Raw genomic sequence first — 16,500 nt, forward strand, 5'->3', positions numbered from 1 at the left:
TCATGACGCGGTCAATTTCCGGCGGCGAGTGAGCGCTCGCCGCCATCGCCAACAGGCCTGTTCACACGGCTGTTCTTGCCATCGTCATATTCGCTTCATAAAGGATTCTCTTTGGACACGTTGCTACATTTCGTCAACCTTGTGTTGCATATCGACAAGTTCCTCGGAGACTTCATTCATGTGTACGGCGCCTGGGTCTACGCGGTGCTGTTTCTGATCGTGTTCTGCGAAACCGGGCTCGTGATCCTGCCGTTTCTGCCGGGCGATTCGCTGCTGTTCATCGGCGGGGCTTTTTGCGCGACTGGCGAAATGAACATAGGGTTGCTGATCGTGTTGCTGCTCGTGGCGGCCATCGCCGGCAATACCGTCAACTATATGATCGGGCGGGCCATCGGGCCGCGGGTATTCAATTCGCACATTCCTTTTCTCGAACGCTTTCTCGATCGCCGCGCACTGCAGAAGACGCACAACTTCTACGAGAAGCATGGCGGCAAAACCATCGTGCTGGCGCGTTTCATTCCGGTGGTGCGGACCTTCGCGCCGTTCGTTGCGGGCGCATCGGAAATGACGGTGAGCCGGTTCCAGTTGTTCAACTTTGCCGGCGCTTTTTTCTGGGTGTTGCTGCTGACGTTGCTCGGCTACTTCTTCGGCAACATTCCGTTTATCCGTCAGTATCTGAATGTGATCGTGCTGGTGGGTATTGGCGCGGCGGTTGTGCCTGTCCTGCTCGGAGCGTTGTGGAAGATGATGCGCAAGACCACGTCGAGTGCGAACAACCGCTGAGGTTTTCGCCGTAGAGGTATCCAGATGAAAAGCGGCGTCGCGAATCTCGCGACGCCGTTTTCTTTTGGTCTTCCGATCTCGTGGATTTGACAATTGACGACGCGAAACATCCGCGTCTCACGACGATGCTCAGGTCACCGCACGCGGCGCCAGCGGCGTTTCCGGCGTCGGGTAGCCTGCTTCCTTGAACGTCTGGATGATCGCGCGATTGGTGTCGAAGTAGACCTGCCAATAGTGCTCATTGCTCGTGTAAGGCCGCACGCAAAGCAGGGGGCCTTCCGGCGTGAAGGTCAGCACTTCGATGTCCGGCGCGGGACTCTCGGCCACGTTCGGAATCTGCGTGACGGCCGCCTTCAACCGGTTCATCGCGTCCGTCGGATCCACGCCGTTGGCGATCTTCGCCGTCAGCTCGACGCGCCGCACCGGAAGGATGCTGTAGTTCGAGATGGTGTCGGAAAAGATCTTGTTATTGCCGACGATGGTCGTCACGTTGTCCGGCGTCACGATGGTCGTGCCGAACAGACCCAACTCCGAAACTGTGCCGGTAACGCCGCCCGCGGTGACGAAATCGCCGACCTTGAACGGCCGCAATACCTGCATGAACACGCCCGCCGCGAAGTGGGCAAGCAGGCCGCCCCAGGCAGTGCCGATCGCGAGGCCCAGGCCGGCGAGCAACGCGGCAAACGACGTCGTCTGTACACCGAACACCTGCAGGATCGCGAGTATCAGCAGCAGGTTCAGCAGTGCGCCGAGAATCGACCCGAGATAATGCGCCAGCGTGGGATCGACCCGGCCGTTGCGCGCCAGCACTTTGCGCAGTAGTCCGGTGATCATGCCGATGAGCCAACGGCCGACGATCCAAAGGACGATCGCCCCGACGACCTTGGTGCCGAGGTCGATGCCTCGGGTCATGATGAAGACGCGTACAGTTTCGAGATCCAAGATGTTCCTCGCTGGGTGAGTTGCCTTCGACTGATTGGACAGCGGTGGTGCAATACAGCGGCAAATGCCCGGCGGCGGGCGCAAACGGTAACTCGGGGTAACACTCGGTCTTCGGAAGTTATAGGCGACGGCGCGGGCATCCGCAAGGACCGTTCCAGTTGCTCATAGGCCATGTCTGGCGGGAAAAGCAGGCGGTTCGGCGGACGCTTTCGGTGTGTTGGCGCTTGCCGTGCCTCACATCGGCAGATTCGATTTCGAATACGGCGAAGTGTGGATGACGAGCGTTTTGCCGGCGCTGACTTTTGCGCGGCGTGCGGTACGACGCCAGGTGAGAGCGGCGATGATCGCGAGCAGGTATGCGCCGCCGCGCTCAAAAAATGCAGTCGATGTGCTGAACTGACCGTAGCGGCTCTGCGAGTCGGCAAACACTAAAAAGGTCAGCGCTGCATCGAGCAGGAATGCGGCTGATGCCAGCGCGGCGAATATATGCGAGCCATTGAGTGCCGCGCCGGGGACGAAGCGATTGCACAGCTGACAGGCTGCCAGCACAAAGGCAAGCAGAGCGAAGTTCGAGAACAGGTCGAACAGAAAATTAGTCATATCGGTGTAGTGAAAGCGCAGGAGGCTGCGGCGTTGGCAAAGCGTCTGCTCACGCAGAGTCGCAGTGTGTGTCGCTGGACCGGCGGCGATCATTGCACGTCTTTATGTCTCAATAAATGTCCGGTTCGGAGTCCGTTGTTTCCTGTCTGTACCGATAGCGTTGGCGCGGGAAAACGCCGGTTGTGTTGTGGGAAATGGTGGCGAGTGCTGCGGGAAATGTCCGCAACGTAATCGGCAGTTATATGTAGCTGTGATATAAATTTCGCGAGCGTTTTTGCGTGACTTTCTGGGTGTCGGTGCGCGCGAGCGGAGGGGTTGGAGAGGTCGGCGTGAATGCCACTTTTGCCGGTGACGGCAGCAGCGCCACGCGGGGTTGCATCGCGCAACCTGAGCCGCAAAAAGAAAAGGGCTCGCACGCTAACGCGTGCAAGCCCTTGAATCTTTTGGTAGGCCGTACGGGATTCGAACCTGTGACCAACGGATTAAAAGTCCGCTGCTCTACCAGCTGAGCTAACGACCCAAAAGAGAAGCGAAATTATAGCGATAGCCTCGCTGCGCTGTCAACCCATCGCGGCCATCCGAGCGATCGGCACTTCAGATAGTGAAAAGCCCGGGCATCGCTACCCGGGCTTTCCAGCGAGAGGCGCGCGTGGCTATGACGTCGGTCACTGCGCGTTACTGCCAACTACTTGAGCAATACCACAACTACTTGATCTGCGATAGCTTGCTCTGCGCCGACTGTGCGACGTCCGAGCCGCCGTATTGCGCGACGATCTGCTCCAGCGTCTTCTTGGCCGCAGCCTTCTGACCTTGCTCGAGCTGATTGTTAGCAATTGCCAGCAGCGCTTCCGGCGCCCGCGGATGCTGCGGATATTTCTGCACCACACCCTGCCAGGTCGCCGTCGAACCCTTGTAGTCGCGCAGTGCATACAACGCGTTGCCGAGCCAGTACTGCGCGGTCGGCTGGTAAGGGCTATTCGGGAACTTGGAGATGAAAGTGCGGAACGACGCCGCCGCATTCTTGAAGTCGCCGTTGCGGAACTGCTGTGAAGCCGCGTTGAACGACTCCGTCTCACCCGGCTGCACCTCGCCCTGGACGCCGTCCACCGTCTGCTGCTGCGGCTCGAATTTCTTCAGGCGTGTGTCCAGATCGGTGTAGTAGTCCTTTTGCTGCTTTTGCACCGTGGCGAGCTGGTTGGCCATGTCCTCGTTCTGTCCACGCAGCGTGGCGACCTGCTGATTCAGCTGGTCGAGACGGTTGGACTGATCGAGGATGGTGCGCTGCGCGGCCGACAACTGACTCGACAGGCTATCGGTCTTCGAACGCAGATCGAGAATAGCCTGACGGGCCTGATCGTCGTCGAAAATGCCCGCATGGGCGGGCACGGCCGCGAAGGCCGTGCCTGCGACGCAGGCCGCTGCGGCAAACCGCAGCCAGGAGAAACGATGCGTCATTCGGCTCATCACCCGTTACTTACTGTTGGTACACGAGGTCGGCGCGGCGGTTTTGTGCCCACGACGATTCGTCATGACCCGTAGCTTGCGGCTTTTCCTTGCCGAGGCTCACGGCTTCCATTTGCGAGTCCGTCACGCCCATCAGCGACAGCGAACGGCGCACAGCTTCAGCACGCTTCTGGCCGAGTGCCAGGTTGTACTCGCTGGTGCCGCGTTCGTCGGTGTTGCCCTGGATCAGGACGTGGCGTTGCGGATGACTTTTCAGGTATTGCGCGTGTTGTTGCAGCAGCGATTGGTAGTCGTCCTTGACCGAGTAGCTGTCGAAGTCGAAGTAAATGCTGCGCTTGGCCAGCGGGCTGTTCGGATCGTTCAGCGGGTCGACATTGACCGTTGCCACATCGTTCGGGTTCGGCTGTGCCGAAACCGTACCACCCTTGTTAGCGTTTTCATCGAGCTTGACGCCCGAGTGACATGCGGCCAGCGCACCGAGCATCAGTACGGCGAAAGCGAAGCGAAGTTTTGACATCATTTGAGTACTCTCCTTGTGTTATTGCATCAACGTTATTGCATAAACGGGCCCCAGGATGGCTCGCGTACGCTGCCACCCTGAACGGACAGGACCTGCCGAGTGCGACCGTCGGTCGATACTGCGGCCAACACGCCACGGCCGTTCACCTGTGTGGCGTAAAGAATGTACTGACCGTTCGCCGCGAAGCTCGGCGATTCGTCATGTGTCGTGTCCGTCAGGCCTGTGGCGGTGTTGCCTTGCAGGTCCTGGATATACAGCTTGAACCCGCCGCCGACGCGCGAGATATAAGCGAGCTGTTTGCCGTCCGGGCTCACGCGCGGGCTGGTGTTGTAGCTGCCAGTGAACGTGACGCGTTGCGCGGCGCCGGCGTTTTCACCTTGCGCCGACATCCTGTAGATCTGCGGCTGACCACCACGGTCGCTGGTGAAATAGATCGACTGGCCGTCAGGCGAGAAGCACGGTTCGGTGTCGATCGAGCTGCCTTGCGTGAGACGGCGCAGGCCGCTGCCGTCCGCATTGACGGCGAAAATCTGCGTGTTGCCGGTGCGCGAGAGCGCGACGGCCAGCGTGCGTCCGTCCGGCGACCACGCCGGCGCGCTATTGTTGCCCTTCTGGTCCGAAACGACCACGCGACGGCCCGTAGGCAGATCGTGGATATAGACGATCGGCTTCTTCTTTTCGAACGAAACGTAAGCGACTTTGGTGCCGTCAGGCGACCATGCCGGCGAGATGATCGGCTCGGGGCTCGACAGCGCGATGTGCGCGTCCTGGCCGTCCGAATCGGAGATCTGCAATTGATAACGGCCGCCCGTCTTGATGACGTACGACAGGCGCGTGGCGAACACGCCGCGACCGCCCATCAGCTTCGCGTAGATGTAGTCCGCGACCTTGTGCGCGCTCATGCGCAGGCCGCTTTCCGGGCTCACCAGCACGAGGCCGCCGAGGCTTTCGCCCTTGACGGTGTCGTACAGCTTGAAGCGCACTTCGTACTGGCCGTTCGGCAAGCGGTTCACGCTGCCCGACACGAACGCGTTGGCGCCCTTGGCCTTCCAGCTGCCGAGGTCGACGGAATCCGTTTCGGCAACCGGCGTGGAGCCCGCGTCGATGTTCGTGAATTTGCCGCTGCGTTGCAGATCCTGACGCACGATCGTGCTGACTTGCTGCGGCGAGTTCGCTTCGTTGGCGAAATTCGCCGTTGCGATCGGAAACTGGGTGGACCCGACGCCTGTCACGAGGACGTTGAGTTGTGCGTGGGCGGCGCCGCCGACGGCGATCAGGCACGACGCTACAAGTGTTCGCAGGCCTAGCTTGGTCATCAAACTCATGCTGTATGGATTCCCCAAAAACGGTTTTACTAACGCTTCAAGACAGCAGACAGACCCGAAAAGAACTAATTCGTTCCCGAGCGCGCCCCGGTGGGCAGGGCGCGGAGTCTACTGTCAACTGACTGTCGAACTACTGTGAATCAACCGGCCGGGCGCAACGTAATCAGGAAGCTGGTCGGTGTCTTGCCATTGATGTCCTGAGGCATCGGATCGGTACGCTGGACGGCGCGCAGTGCGGCATCGTCCCACGCCGCGTTGCCGCTGCTGCGCGAAATCGATGCGCCAAGCAAGGTACCCGTCGGTGAGCAGCGTACGGAGACCACTGTCTCGAGACCGCTCGTTTCGCCGCCCCACGAGATATTCGGGCGCACCGCACGACGCACCTTGTCGGAGTACCCCGGCGATGTCGCCGTGCCACCCGAGCCGCTGCCCGTGCCACTCTTGCCAAGCCCGTCGCTGTTCGAACTGGTGCCGCCAGCCGAACCTTGCATCATTTGCGCAACGCGCGCGCGATGCTCGGCATCCGCTTTCTTCGCTTGCGCCGCGGCTTCGGCTTGAGCCTTGGCTTTCGCTGCCTTCTGAGCGTCGGCCTTCTTCTGCGCTTCAGCCTCGGCTTGCTTCTGCTGCTGTTCCTGCTGCTGTTCTTTCAACTGCTGCTGCTTTTGCTGCTCGGCCAATTGCTGTTGCTTCTGCTTGTCAGCCTGCTGTTGCTGCTGCTTCTGTTTGGCTGCCGCAGCTTTCTGCGCGGCGAGTTGCGCCGCCTGGTCAGCAGCAAGTTGCTGCTGACGCTTCGCCTCGGCTTCCTGTTGCGCCTGCAGCTTCTGCTGTCGTTGCTGTTCAGCTAATTGCGCCTCGCGAGCCGCTTGCTGCTGCTGACGCTTCTTTTCCTGCAGCGCGATGTCTGCCTGTTCGTCGCGCACCGGCGGAGGAGGGGCCACGACCGGAGCGGGCGGCGGCGGAACGGGACGAGGGATCGCCGTATCCGGCACCTCGGTCCACAACTCCGCTTCCGCGCCTTCCGGCGTACTGTTTTGCCACTGAATGCCGTGATACAGGAAGAACCCGAGCAGCGCGTGCATCACCAGCGCGAACGCAAAGGCTCGCCCGGTGCCGCGTTCACGCGGTGGCTGGAGCGGGTATTCGGAATTCTTGCGGATCATTGCGATTTGACGAGCAATCCAACGCGCTTGACGCCGCGAGCTTTCAGTTCGGACATCACGTTCATCACGACTTCGTACTTGACGGTCTTGTCGGCGGCGATCACGACGGGCTGATCAGGATGCGATTGCGCGCGATCGGCGATGAAGCCGTTCAGATCGGCTTTCGTCATGTTCTCCTGCTGTTGCGCGCCCGAATCGTCCTTGTACTTGACGCTCATGTTGCCGTCCGCGCGAATGTTGACGATCACGGGCGGCGTTTGCTGTTGCGGCGCGGCGCCGCCGACGGTCGGCAGATTGACGATCGACGGGGCCACGAGCGGCGCGGTCACCATGAAGATCACGAGCAGCACGAGCATCACGTCGATGTACGGCACGACATTGATGTCGGCCATCGCGCGGCGCGAGCGGCTGCCGCGCATGCTGGAGGAGCGAGAGCCTGCCATCGTGGACTCCTTACTGTGCCTGGCGCTGCAGGATGTTCGAGAATTCTTCGATGAAAGTCTCGAAGCGGATTGCCAGACGGTCGATGTCGTGCGCGTAGCGGTTGTAGGCAACCACGGCCGGAATCGCGGCGAACAGACCGATCGCGGTGGCGGTCAGCGCTTCGGCAATGCCCGGCGCGACGTTGGCCAGCGTGGCCTGCTGCACGTTGGCGAGGCCGCGGAACGCATTCATGATCCCCCACACCGTGCCGAACAGACCGATATACGGACTGACCGAGCCGACCGACGCGAGAAACGCGAGGTTGGCTTCGAGCACGTCCATTTCACGCTGGAACGCGGCACGCATGGCGCGCCGTGCGCCGTCGAGAATCGCGCCCGAATCGTTCAGGCGCTTTTCCTTGCCTTTCAGGAATTCGCGCATGCCGGATTCGAAAATCCGTTCCAGTGCGCCGATCGTGTGACGGTTGTTCGCGGCGCTCTGATACAGCGCCTGCAGGTCGCCGCCCGACCAGAAATCGCGTTCGAAACGCTCAGTTTGCGCGCGCGCCCGGCGGATCGCAAACCACTTGCGGAAAATGAAAGTCCACGACAACAGCGATAGCAACAGCAGTAGAGCCATGACAGCCTGCGCCAGCAGGCTTGCGTTGAGTACGAGTGAAACGATCGACAGATCTTGTGTAGTGTTCATAAAGGTTCGTTTTAACGTCCCGGAAGGGGGCGTCCGGCTGCAAGGCCGCTCGAAGCTTGCCGTGAGCAAAACGGAAGCATCGGCGATATTGCAAGCCGAACCATGCTTTGTGTTGCTTGATCGTTACGAGTTCACTGGCCCCGTAACAACGGGGCTCAGTCTTTGTCCGTTGACACGCCGGGCTCGCTCACGCCCGGCCCGCGCCGTAAGGCGGCGAGAACCGGCGGAGGAATCGCGGCCGGCCGCAGCGCAGTGCGGTCCACGCAGCCGATCCGGATGGAACCGGTAGCAAGCAGCGTGCCGTCCCGCCACGCTTCCTGTGCGAAATCGACCGACGCTCGGCCGACCCGCTCGATCCGGCTGACCACGTTGACCACGTCGTCCAGTCGGGCCGGCGCCCGATAATCGACCGCGGTGCTGCGGACGATGAAAATCGCGCCCGCTTCGTCCGCGAGCCGATTCTGGTCGACACCGCACGCGCGCAGCCATTCGGTCCGCGCCCGTTCAAAAAACTTCAGGTAATTCGCGTAAAACACGATGCCGCCGGCGTCGGTATCTTCGTAGTACACGCGGATCGGCCACGTGTAGCCGATTTCCGTGCCGGGCTGGCTGGTCGACAGATTCATGCGGCGCATTTTACCGGAACGCACACCCGCAGGTCTGTTTCAAGATGTGTGCCCCGTCCGGCGGGCTTCAGCCGGGATTTCAGCCCGATTTCAGCCGCGATGGACGGACAAGGCGGCGAACGATTGAGCCACCGGCATCAGTTCGATCGTGTTGACGTTGACGTGCGCCGGGCGCGTGGCGATCCAGTAGATCGAGTCGGCGATGTCTTCAGGCGTCAGCGGCTGCACGTTTTCGTACATTTTGCCGGCTTTGACGTCGTCGCCGCGAAAACGCACGTTCGAGAACTCGGTGCCGCCGCACAGGCCGGGCTCGACGTTCGTCACCCGCAGCGCGGTGCCGGCTACATCGGCGCGCAGATTCAGGCTGAACTGATGCACGAACGCCTTGGTGGCCCCGTAGACGTTGCCGCCCGCGTAAGGCCAGCTGCCGGCTGCCGAGCCGAGATTGAAAATATGGCCGCGATTGCGTTCCACCATGCCGGGAAGGAGCGCGTGCGTGACTTGAACGAGCCCTGTGCAGTTGGTCTCGATCATGGTGTTCCATTCGTCGAGACTCGCTTTCTGCGCCGGTTCGATGCCGAGCGCGAGGCCGGCATTGTTGACCAGCACGTCGATTGCGGCGAAATCGGCCGGCAGCGAGGCCGGCACGGCCTCGACGGCGGCACGGTCGCGCACGTCGAGCTCGTACGGCAGAAGCGCGTCGCCGAGTTCGTCGGCGAGCTCTTGCAGGCGGTCCTTGCGGCGAGCGGTGGCGACGACGCGATGGCCGCCTTTGACGAAGGCGCGAGCGATGGCGGCGCCGAATCCCGCGGACGCTCCGGTGACGAACACGATCATTGCAGTGGTTCCCAGGCTGGTAAGAGAGAAAGGCCCCAAGCCTACTTCCATTGCGGCGCTGCGGCAAGGATGAACCAACCGCACGAGAGGCCGTGGCAGGGATGCGCCGCGAGTTTCCGTAGGATTTTCCTCAGACGTTTGTGCGCCGCATAAGACTGCTCTGTGGCCCGCCCGACGGGCGTCTGCGGGAGCGGCCGGAAGCCGGTTGCCTATTCGATCCGCTTCCAATAAACTAACGCGCTCATCCCTGCGTGACTGGCGATAGAACCGGTTCAAGCAACCGGATTCAAGGTGGAACAACCCACCGTGAAGCGCAGGGTGCCGTTTTGCCGTTCGCCTGGGCAGCCGTGATCCGCGCGCATTGATCTGCGCTGACGGTGGCTGTCCTGCCTCGCGTGTGCGGCGACTCTCCATCCGCCACGTCAGGGCTGGCCCAGCCGCCAGCAGCGCTGCGTACCCTCTACGCAAGATTCGGCGCACGATCCGGTCAACCTGAACACATTCAACGGAATCCGTATGTTTGACAGAGCCCAAAGCACCATCGCCAACGTCGATCCTGAACTCTGGAAGGTCATCGAGCAGGAAAACCGCCGTCAGGAAGAGCATATCGAACTGATCGCGTCGGAAAACTACACGAGCCCGGCTGTCATGGCTGCGCAAGGCTCGCAACTCACGAACAAGTACGCTGAAGGGTATCCGGGCAAGCGCTATTACGGCGGCTGTGAGTACGTCGACGTCGCCGAGCAGCTGGCGATCGATCGTGTGAAGCAACTGTTCGGCGCCGAAGCCGCGAACGTGCAGCCGAACTCCGGCTCGCAGGCCAACCAGGGCGTGTTCTTCGCCATGCTCAAGCCGGGCGACACGATCATGGGCATGAGCCTCGCGCACGGTGGCCACCTCACGCACGGTTCGCCGGTCAACATGTCGGGCAAGTGGTTCAACGTGGTCAGCTATGGCCTGAACGAAGCCGAAGACATCGACTACGACGCTGCCGAGAAGCTCGCTCAGGAACACAAGCCGAAGCTGATCGTGGCGGGCGCCTCCGCGTTCTCGCTGCGTATCGATTTCGAACGCATGTCGAAGATCGCCAAGTCGGTTGGCGCGTACTTCATGGTCGACATGGCGCATTACGCCGGTCTGATCGCCGCGGGCGTCTATCCGAACCCGGTGCCGCACGCCGATTTCGTCACCACCACCACGCACAAGAGCCTGCGTGGCCCGCGCGGCGGTGTGATCCTGATGAAGGCCGAATTCGAAAAACAGATCAACTCGGCAATCTTCCCGGGCATTCAGGGCGGTCCGCTCATGCATGTGATCGCCGGCAAGGCTGTCGCGTTCAAGGAAGCACTGTCGCCGGAATTCAAGGCATATCAGCAACAGGTCGTCGAGAACGCGCGCGTGCTGGCTGAGACGCTGGTGAAGCGCGGTCTGCGCATCGTGTCGGGCCGCACCGAAAGTCACGTGATGCTCGTCGACCTGCGCGCGAAGAAGATCACCGGCAAGGCTGCGGAAGCCGCGCTGGGCGCCGCTCACATCACGGTCAACAAGAATGCGATTCCGAACGATCCGGAAAAGCCGTTCGTGACGAGCGGCGTGCGCCTCGGCTCGCCGGCCATGACCACGCGTGGCTTCGGCGTCAAGGAAGCCGAGCAGGTGGGTAACCTGATCGCCGACGTGCTGGACAACCCGGAAGACGCCGCCACGATCGAACGTGTGCGCGGCCAGGTCGCTGAGCTGACCCAGCGCTTCCCGGTTTACCGCTAAGCCGCCATGCACTGCCCCTTCTGCCGTCACGCCGATACGCAAGTGGTCGACTCGCGCGTATCCGAAGACGGCGCGACGATTCGCCGGCGCCGCCGCTGCCCGGCCTGCGACAAACGTTTCACGACGTATGAGCGGGTCGAGCTGGCGTTGCCGTCGGTCGTCAAGAAGGACGGTAGCCGCACCGAGTTCGACCGCCGCAAGATCGTCGCGAGCATGCAACTGGCGCTGCGCAAGCGCCCGGTGGCAGCGGACGCGATCGACGCCGCGGTTGCCCGCATCGAGTATCTGCTGCTCGGCAGCGGCGAGCGCGAAGTGCGCAGCGAGCGCCTCGGCGAACTCGTGATGAACGAATTGCGTGCGCTCGATACCATTGCCTACGTTCGTTTTGCTTCCGTCTACCGGCGCTTCGAAGACGTCTCCGAATTCGAAGACGTGATTGAAGAATTTCGCCGCGCCTCTTCTCCTCCCAAGCCTTCCCGCAAACGCTGAACGCAGTCGCATCGCGCGTTGCGTTTGAGTCGCCGTTTTCTTCCGCGTTGTTTCGTCCATCCGTATCTCCCGCTGCCGTTATGGTTCGTCGCGTGCATTTTTGCGCGGGATAGCGTCTGAGTGCCACCTGGCCGTTCGGCCGATTGTTGGGCGATCTGCAAATCGCTAGATTGGCTGCATTCTTCGAATCGATCAGGGATGCAGATGAATTGGAATGCAGTCCGTCCGCCGCGATACCGCGGCTTCACGCTTGTCGAAACGCTGGCCGTTATTGCGCTACTGGCCGTGGTCGCTGTGATGGCTACGCCGTCGTTCGTAGCGTGGCACGTGCGAGACCAGGTCGACGCCCGCGCGAAGGCGCTTGCCTCGACGCTCGCTTATGCGCGCAGTGAAGCGTTACGTCGAGGCGCACGCGTCACCGTGTGCCGGACCGACGCCGCGCGGCATTGTCTTGCGGCGGGGCAGCCGTGCGGCAACGGCGTCGCTGACTGGTCGTGCGGTTGGGCCGTTCTGGCCGACCGTGGCGGCACGCTATCGCTATTGCGTGCGCAACCTTTGCTTGCGGCCGTGAGTATCACTGGCACGCAGACGAATCTCACGTTCACGCCGCCGGCCGGGCAATTGATCGGTACGTTTCGCAGTTTTGATATCGCGCCGCGTACGCCGTCGAGGGTGACGCAAGGGGACAAGTGGCGACGCTGCATTCGCATCGCAGCGGGCGGCCGCGCGCGGATCGTCGAGGGCGCATGCGGAGTAGCGTCATGAGACGATATTCGCAGAGTCCGCGCTCGCGCTGCTGCGATTCCAGGTGTGGCGGCGACTCGTTGATCGAAGTCATGCTGGCTGTCGCCTTAATGGCGGTCACCGCGCTTGGCTTGATCGCCGGTCAATTGTGGACCGCGCGTGAAGCCCGCGCGATGTCCCAGCGCGAACATGCTGCCTGGATAGCCGATTCCGTCGCGGAGGCGATGTGCGCTCCCACTTCGGGCGACTCCGCAATCAGACAATGGAGCGCACGGGCAGCGACACTTTTACCGCATGGCGAAGCCTCGGTAGGTGACAGCAGCGGTGTGTCCGCTGCGCGTGTGACATGGACCTCACTACGTGACTTGCCACGTTCCGACGACGTGATCGACAAGCCCGCGCCCTGCGGCGGAGCGGATCTGCCCGTGGGCTCTTCATGCGTCGTGCTGGCGTTTGCGAAATGACGCGGCGTTCGAATTCTGCTCGCGGCCACACACTGGTCGAATTCGTGATCGCCATGGCGCTGGGGCTGCTAGTGACCGCGGGTGCTGTCTCGCTCTATACGACGCAGCGGAGCGCATTCGAACGCGCGAGCGATGCGATGCGGATTCGCGAAGCCGGTCTGACTGCGCTGACGCTGATTGGCCAGCAATTGCAAATGGCAGGCTTCGTACCCGCCGACATCGCGCGGTACAACAGTCCACCGCCGATGTTCGGATGCTCGGGAGGCCGCCCGACCGGCGCGGACGATAGCCTCGCCTGCGAGACCTTGCCCAGTCACTCGGACGGCGTCGCGGTCCGTTATGTCGGTGACAACGTCTCCACGTGGCCATCGGCCAGCGGGCAAACAACCGACTGCCTCGGACAGGCCGTGTCCGGCAGCAGCGCCGCACTCGGCGACCAGGGCGTGGCGGTCGTCAACCGGTACTTCGCGAGGGTTAGCGGTTCGACCGGTGAGCCGGAACTTTACTGCGAGGGCAACGGTAAGGCGGGATCCGCGCAGCCGCTGGTCGAAGGCATCGAGCGCTTGCGGATCAAGTACTGGCTAGCCGGTGGGCTGGCAGCGATCGACGCTTCGGCCGTGATGGCCGATCAATGGGCGAAGATCGTCGCCGTCGATCTTTGCGTGCTTGTACGCGGCGCGCCACTGGGGCAACAGCGTTCGCGCTATGTCGATTGCGATGGCGTAAGCGCTCTCGGTGCGGATTCACGACCGCGTCAGGCGTTCTGGCGGCGTGTGGCAATACGCAATCACGTGGAGGATTCGCTGTGACGAAACCACGAAAGGAAAAGCAGCGGTGCCGTACGGAGGGGAAGTGCATGAGACTTCACGGTCAGATGGCAAACCCGGCAAACCTGGGAGGCCTCAGTCGAACGCGGTGCAACGTGCGACTCACCAGGCAACACGGTATGGTCCTGCCGATCGTCCTGCTGATTTCAACAATGATGCTGGTCACTTCCGCAGCCTGGTTTGAAACGTCACTGGCGGCAGCGCATGGCACCACCAACGTCCGCGAGTACTTGCAGGCCTTTCACGCCGCGGATTCGGCGCTGACCTTATGCGCCCGCAGCGTCATCGCGGCTGCAAGCACGCAGTCCGCTGCACCGCTGCCGGTCGCATCCGGCGCGCCGGCGCAATGGAAACTCGCAGCCGCATTCGAAGCAGGGGCCGTCACGCCCGTGGCGCAATGGCCAGGATCGCCTCGCGCGCCGCAATGTCTGATCGAGGCGTGGCGTCTCGCCACTCGTGCCGATGCTAAGGCGTATCTATTGACGTCGCGAGGTTTCGGCCGCACCAGCGAGTCGCAGGTATGGCTTCAGATGGAACTGGTGGTCGATGGAGAGAAGATCGAACGTCATTGGCGCCGCGTTGCCGCCAGGCCATTTTGACGGAGGCGACATGAAGCCGCATGCATCCGGATTCACGCTGCTCGAGCTGATGATCACGCTGGCGATTGCCGCCACGCTGGCCGTCTTTGCCGTGCCTTCGTATCGCAGCCATGTCGCGCGAACTCATCGAATCGACGCCGCGTCCGCGCTTTATCGCGCGGCTCAATTCATCGAGGGAGCGACAAACGACAGCGCACCGACATTGCCCCCCGGCCTCGATCAGGCGCCGCAATTCGGCACGGCTGTCTATCGCTTGCATGTACTGCCCGCGGACGATGCAAACGGTGGCTATGCGATCGAGGCAACGCCGAGCGAGTCCGGCCCGATGCACGACGACACATGCGGCATTTTCACGCTCGATGCGACAGGATTACGCGGCAACAAAAACGGCGCAACCGGTTCGAGCGCCGCAACCAACGACTGCTGGAATACGAGCTAGCGAACCGGATCTGACGGAACCGAATCGGACTGAAACAAGGCGAGACGGCACGCCGCGTCGTCTTTCAGTACCCACTATCCGTCGACTCAACCTTGTTGCCCGATGGCGTCGCCGAATCCCGTTTCATCTGCTGCCAGATCCGATAGGCTTCCCACGCGGCAAGCCCAAGGCTGCCCCACTTGAGCACGGGTTTGGCGCCGGCTGCGACCGTTGTGCGCAGCGGCTTGGCAAGCACGATCGAGGCGATCGAGCTGATGAGCGGATACTGTTTGAGCAAAGCGCCAATGCTGCCCGCGTTGAGAAAACTCGCAGTCGAGCCTTTACCGACGCGCATGCCGCCGAAGCCCGGCAGAATAAATTTGAGCCAACTGAAGTGCGTAACCGCCTGCCGCAACTCGATGGTCGCCTGAGCGAGTTCCATGCGCTCGACATCCGCGCGCACCAGCAGCAGCTCCTTGCGCAGTGCGCGCAAATGCGGCGCGCTCAGATCTTTGGCCTGGTGGCGTTTGTTGCGGAACGCGGTATCGGAATGGATCTGGCTCATGGCGTGTCGGCGGCAGTGAAGGTGGAGCAGTGGAACGGCGCTGCAAATCGCGCGAATTTGTTAAGCAAAACGCAGGACCAAAAACGCAGGGCGCGAATGCCTCGCCGTTGCGTTTTCCGGGTCACGGTTTGCGGAACACGTCGCGGTCTTTTTCAAACTCGGCGAGGGTCGCTTCGAACACCATTGGCGCATTGCGCAAACCGCTGCGCGCTTTTAGTGCACAGGCTAATCCCGCAACCGCATAAACCGCGGTGATGCCTGCCAGCGCCTGCCAGCGGTAGGTGTCCCAGAACGCGATGGCGATCAGCGCAGTCAGCGCGATCAAGGCCATGGTGGCGAGCATCATGGCGGCAAGGCCGAGGAACAGCACGGCGAGCAAACGGTCCTTCTCTTCGGCGAGTTCGATGCCGACTAGTTCCAGCCGCGTCTGCAGAATGGCAAACACGGAACCGATTATGCGGCGCAACGGACTATGTTCTCCGCGCTGCGATTGTGTTTCGATCGTCATGGCTGTGGGCGTTGCGCGTGAAGGCCTAACCGGCGCGCGCGCGCGCCAGAAGAAGCGGACCGGCCAGGCGTGCGCCGGTCAACTCGATTCGCTGGTGCGCCGGACAAGACACGCCCGGCGACATTGCCAGTGTTTTACTTGCGGTTGATCAACAGCCCAAGCAGCACGCCGGCGCCAGCGGCAATGCCGATGGATGCCCACGGATGCTCGTGCACGTAGTCGTCGGTGGCGCGGGCCGCCTTCTTGCCTTTTTCGACCACCACGACCTGAACGTCGGCCGCCTTTTCCCTGGCTTGCTTCAGGCGCGTCAGCGCCGTTTCACGCAGTTCCGAAGCGCGCTCGCCAGTGGCGCTCGCGGCCTGTTTCAGCAGATCTTCAGCGTCCGCGAGGACGGTTTTGATATCCGACATCAATCTCTCCTTGTTGATTTCCGACATTGACAGCTCCCCTTCGTCTCACGCCACGCGTGAATCGTAACCAAAGAAACGGCCGCTGGCGAGCGCAGGGCTCGGTTGGTTCACAACAACGCACGAACCGTTCCCGCTTGAAGCATAGCCACAAACAACGCCGCCGCCGCACAACGTGCAGACAAAGTTTGCTTAAGATGGAGTTGATCTGTCCCGCAAAGTTTCCACTAAATCGGTGAAAATTACAAAAACGCATAAAGTAGTGACGCGATGTTGGTTCGACATACACCGTCACTCCCGTATGCTTTATCGTTGCGGGGCGCCGCG

Annotated in this window: 21 protein-coding genes, 1 tRNA gene and 1 riboswitch; of the genes, 8 read left to right on the forward strand and 14 right to left on the reverse strand. The window is 61.8% G+C overall.

Annotated features, from left to right (window positions below; translation table 11 throughout):
* Positions 1 to 111: 111 nt before the first annotated feature.
* Complete coding sequence (locus PQR54_RS04295) at positions 112 to 783, forward strand: DedA family protein (RefSeq protein WP_408244204.1); 672 nt, start codon at positions 112 to 114, stop codon at positions 781 to 783.
* Between the two features lie 129 nt (positions 784 to 912).
* Here PQR54_RS04295 and PQR54_RS04300 read toward each other — a convergent pair whose 3' ends face one another.
* From PQR54_RS04300 to ydfG, 11 genes are all read right to left on the reverse strand, one after another.
* Positions 913 to 1,725, reverse strand: coding sequence for a mechanosensitive ion channel family protein (locus tag PQR54_RS04300; RefSeq protein WP_408244205.1), 813 nt, complete (start codon positions 1,723 to 1,725; stop codon positions 913 to 915).
* A 234-nt stretch (positions 1,726 to 1,959) separates the two neighbouring features.
* A complete protein-coding gene (locus PQR54_RS04305) occupies positions 1,960 to 2,418 on the reverse strand; it encodes a hypothetical protein (RefSeq protein WP_408244206.1) in 459 nt (152 codons plus the stop codon).
* 351 nt (positions 2,419 to 2,769) lie between these two features.
* Positions 2,770 to 2,845, reverse strand: a tRNA-Lys gene (locus tag PQR54_RS04310).
* A 185-nt stretch (positions 2,846 to 3,030) separates the two neighbouring features.
* The gene (gene ybgF / locus PQR54_RS04315) at positions 3,031 to 3,780 is read right to left on the reverse strand and encodes a tol-pal system protein YbgF (protein ID WP_408227155.1); all 750 of its coding nucleotides are present in this window, start codon (positions 3,778 to 3,780) and stop codon (positions 3,031 to 3,033) included.
* A gap of 19 nt (positions 3,781 to 3,799) precedes the next feature.
* Positions 3,800 to 4,309 (reverse strand): peptidoglycan-associated lipoprotein Pal, encoded by a 510-nt coding sequence (gene pal / locus PQR54_RS04320; RefSeq protein ID WP_408244207.1) that lies wholly within the window; start codon positions 4,307 to 4,309, stop codon positions 3,800 to 3,802.
* A gap of 32 nt (positions 4,310 to 4,341) precedes the next feature.
* Entirely contained in the window at positions 4,342 to 5,634 is a 1,293-nt protein-coding gene (gene tolB / locus PQR54_RS04325) for a Tol-Pal system beta propeller repeat protein TolB (protein WP_408244208.1), read from the reverse strand.
* Positions 5,635 to 5,774: 140 nt separating this feature from the next.
* Positions 5,775 to 6,794 carry a cell envelope integrity protein TolA gene (gene tolA, locus PQR54_RS04330; protein WP_408244209.1) on the reverse strand — a complete coding sequence of 340 codons (1,020 nt, stop codon included), beginning with the start codon at positions 6,792 to 6,794 and terminating at the stop codon, positions 5,775 to 5,777.
* Complete coding sequence (tolR, locus tag PQR54_RS04335) at positions 6,791 to 7,237, reverse strand: protein TolR (RefSeq protein WP_012431820.1); 447 nt, start codon at positions 7,235 to 7,237, stop codon at positions 6,791 to 6,793. The genes tolA and tolR overlap by 4 nt, the downstream gene beginning before the upstream one ends.
* 10 nt (positions 7,238 to 7,247) lie before the next feature.
* A complete protein-coding gene (gene tolQ, locus PQR54_RS04340; RefSeq protein ID WP_012431821.1) occupies positions 7,248 to 7,925 on the reverse strand; it encodes a protein TolQ in 678 nt (225 codons plus the stop codon).
* Positions 7,926 to 8,080: 155 nt separating this feature from the next.
* Entirely contained in the window at positions 8,081 to 8,560 is a 480-nt protein-coding gene (gene ybgC / locus PQR54_RS04345; protein WP_408244254.1) for a tol-pal system-associated acyl-CoA thioesterase, read from the reverse strand.
* 81 nt (positions 8,561 to 8,641) lie between these two features.
* Positions 8,642 to 9,388: a bifunctional NADP-dependent 3-hydroxy acid dehydrogenase/3-hydroxypropionate dehydrogenase YdfG gene (gene ydfG / locus PQR54_RS04350; protein ID WP_408244210.1), complete on the reverse strand. Its 747-nt coding sequence runs from the start codon at positions 9,386 to 9,388 to the stop codon at positions 8,642 to 8,644.
* 241 nt (positions 9,389 to 9,629) lie between these two features.
* Positions 9,630 to 9,738, forward strand: a riboswitch (ZMP/ZTP riboswitch).
* A gap of 166 nt (positions 9,739 to 9,904) precedes the next feature.
* Between ydfG and glyA the strand changes: the two genes are divergently transcribed.
* The 7 genes from glyA (at position 9,905) to PQR54_RS04385 (ending at position 14,714) form a co-directional block, all read left to right on the forward strand.
* Entirely contained in the window at positions 9,905 to 11,152 is a 1,248-nt protein-coding gene (glyA, locus tag PQR54_RS04355; protein WP_012431824.1) for a serine hydroxymethyltransferase, read from the forward strand.
* Between the two features lie 6 nt (positions 11,153 to 11,158).
* The gene (gene nrdR, locus PQR54_RS04360; protein ID WP_012431825.1) at positions 11,159 to 11,641 is read left to right on the forward strand and encodes a transcriptional regulator NrdR; all 483 of its coding nucleotides are present in this window, start codon (positions 11,159 to 11,161) and stop codon (positions 11,639 to 11,641) included.
* 204 nt (positions 11,642 to 11,845) lie between these two features.
* Positions 11,846 to 12,406 (forward strand): GspH/FimT family pseudopilin, encoded by a 561-nt coding sequence (locus tag PQR54_RS04365; protein ID WP_408244211.1) that lies wholly within the window; start codon positions 11,846 to 11,848, stop codon positions 12,404 to 12,406.
* Positions 12,403 to 12,849, forward strand: a complete 447-nt coding sequence (locus tag PQR54_RS04370; protein ID WP_408244212.1) for a type IV pilus modification PilV family protein — start codon at positions 12,403 to 12,405, stop codon at positions 12,847 to 12,849. The genes PQR54_RS04365 and PQR54_RS04370 overlap by 4 nt, the downstream gene beginning before the upstream one ends.
* Positions 12,846 to 13,658: a PilW family protein gene (locus tag PQR54_RS04375; RefSeq protein ID WP_408244213.1), complete on the forward strand. Its 813-nt coding sequence runs from the start codon at positions 12,846 to 12,848 to the stop codon at positions 13,656 to 13,658. Before PQR54_RS04370 ends, PQR54_RS04375 begins: the two co-directional genes overlap by 4 nt.
* Before the next feature lie 137 nt (positions 13,659 to 13,795).
* Positions 13,796 to 14,275, forward strand: coding sequence for a pilus assembly PilX family protein (locus PQR54_RS04380; protein WP_408244214.1), 480 nt, complete (start codon positions 13,796 to 13,798; stop codon positions 14,273 to 14,275).
* A 10-nt stretch (positions 14,276 to 14,285) separates the two neighbouring features.
* The gene (locus tag PQR54_RS04385) at positions 14,286 to 14,714 is read left to right on the forward strand and encodes a type IV pilin protein (protein WP_408244215.1); all 429 of its coding nucleotides are present in this window, start codon (positions 14,286 to 14,288) and stop codon (positions 14,712 to 14,714) included.
* A gap of 64 nt (positions 14,715 to 14,778) precedes the next feature.
* Here the strand turns inward: PQR54_RS04385 and PQR54_RS04390 are convergent, their stop codons facing one another.
* The 3 genes from PQR54_RS04390 to PQR54_RS04400 all read right to left on the reverse strand — a co-directional run bounded on the left by PQR54_RS04390 (position 14,779) and on the right by PQR54_RS04400 (position 16,203).
* Complete coding sequence (locus tag PQR54_RS04390; protein WP_408244216.1) at positions 14,779 to 15,258, reverse strand: DUF3318 domain-containing protein; 480 nt, start codon at positions 15,256 to 15,258, stop codon at positions 14,779 to 14,781.
* Positions 15,259 to 15,379: 121 nt separating this feature from the next.
* A complete protein-coding gene (locus tag PQR54_RS04395) occupies positions 15,380 to 15,766 on the reverse strand; it encodes a phage holin family protein (RefSeq protein ID WP_408244217.1) in 387 nt (128 codons plus the stop codon).
* 134 nt (positions 15,767 to 15,900) lie between these two features.
* Positions 15,901 to 16,203: an ElaB/YgaM/YqjD family protein gene (locus PQR54_RS04400; protein ID WP_011486909.1), complete on the reverse strand. Its 303-nt coding sequence runs from the start codon at positions 16,201 to 16,203 to the stop codon at positions 15,901 to 15,903.
* Positions 16,204 to 16,500 lie beyond the last annotated feature (297 nt).

It is taken from the genome of Paraburkholderia phytofirmans (assembly GCF_046028095.1).
Taxonomy (GTDB): Bacteria; Pseudomonadota; Gammaproteobacteria; order Burkholderiales; family Burkholderiaceae; genus Paraburkholderia; species Paraburkholderia phytofirmans_A.

Coding starts and splice junctions, on each gene's coding strand:
- PQR54_RS04305 (WP_408244206.1), bottom strand. CDS start 2,418: ATGATCGCCGCCGGTCCAGCGACACACACTGCGACTCTGCGTGAGCAG.
- ybgF (WP_408227155.1), bottom strand. CDS start 3,780: ATGACGCATCGTTTCTCCTGGCTGCGGTTTGCCGCAGCGGCCTGCGTC.
- pal (WP_408244207.1), bottom strand. CDS start 4,309: ATGATGTCAAAACTTCGCTTCGCTTTCGCCGTACTGATGCTCGGTGCG.
- tolB (WP_408244208.1), bottom strand. CDS start 5,634: ATGAGTTTGATGACCAAGCTAGGCCTGCGAACACTTGTAGCGTCGTGC.
- tolA (WP_408244209.1), bottom strand. CDS start 6,794: ATGATCCGCAAGAATTCCGAATACCCGCTCCAGCCACCGCGTGAACGC.
- tolR (WP_012431820.1), bottom strand. CDS start 7,237: ATGGCAGGCTCTCGCTCCTCCAGCATGCGCGGCAGCCGCTCGCGCCGC.
- tolQ (WP_012431821.1), bottom strand. CDS start 7,925: ATGAACACTACACAAGATCTGTCGATCGTTTCACTCGTACTCAACGCA.
- ybgC (WP_408244254.1), bottom strand. CDS start 8,560: ATGCGCCGCATGAATCTGTCGACCAGCCAGCCCGGCACGGAAATCGGC.
- ydfG (WP_408244210.1), bottom strand. CDS start 9,388: ATGATCGTGTTCGTCACCGGAGCGTCCGCGGGATTCGGCGCCGCCATC.
- glyA (WP_012431824.1), top strand. CDS start 9,905: ATGTTTGACAGAGCCCAAAGCACCATCGCCAACGTCGATCCTGAACTC.
- nrdR (WP_012431825.1), top strand. CDS start 11,159: ATGCACTGCCCCTTCTGCCGTCACGCCGATACGCAAGTGGTCGACTCG.
- PQR54_RS04365 (WP_408244211.1), top strand. CDS start 11,846: ATGAATTGGAATGCAGTCCGTCCGCCGCGATACCGCGGCTTCACGCTT.
- PQR54_RS04370 (WP_408244212.1), top strand. CDS start 12,403: ATGAGACGATATTCGCAGAGTCCGCGCTCGCGCTGCTGCGATTCCAGG.
- PQR54_RS04375 (WP_408244213.1), top strand. CDS start 12,846: ATGACGCGGCGTTCGAATTCTGCTCGCGGCCACACACTGGTCGAATTC.
- PQR54_RS04380 (WP_408244214.1), top strand. CDS start 13,796: ATGGTCCTGCCGATCGTCCTGCTGATTTCAACAATGATGCTGGTCACT.
- PQR54_RS04385 (WP_408244215.1), top strand. CDS start 14,286: ATGAAGCCGCATGCATCCGGATTCACGCTGCTCGAGCTGATGATCACG.
- PQR54_RS04390 (WP_408244216.1), bottom strand. CDS start 15,258: ATGAGCCAGATCCATTCCGATACCGCGTTCCGCAACAAACGCCACCAG.
- PQR54_RS04395 (WP_408244217.1), bottom strand. CDS start 15,766: ATGACGATCGAAACACAATCGCAGCGCGGAGAACATAGTCCGTTGCGC.
- PQR54_RS04400 (WP_011486909.1), bottom strand. CDS start 16,203: ATGTCGGAAATCAACAAGGAGAGATTGATGTCGGATATCAAAACCGTC.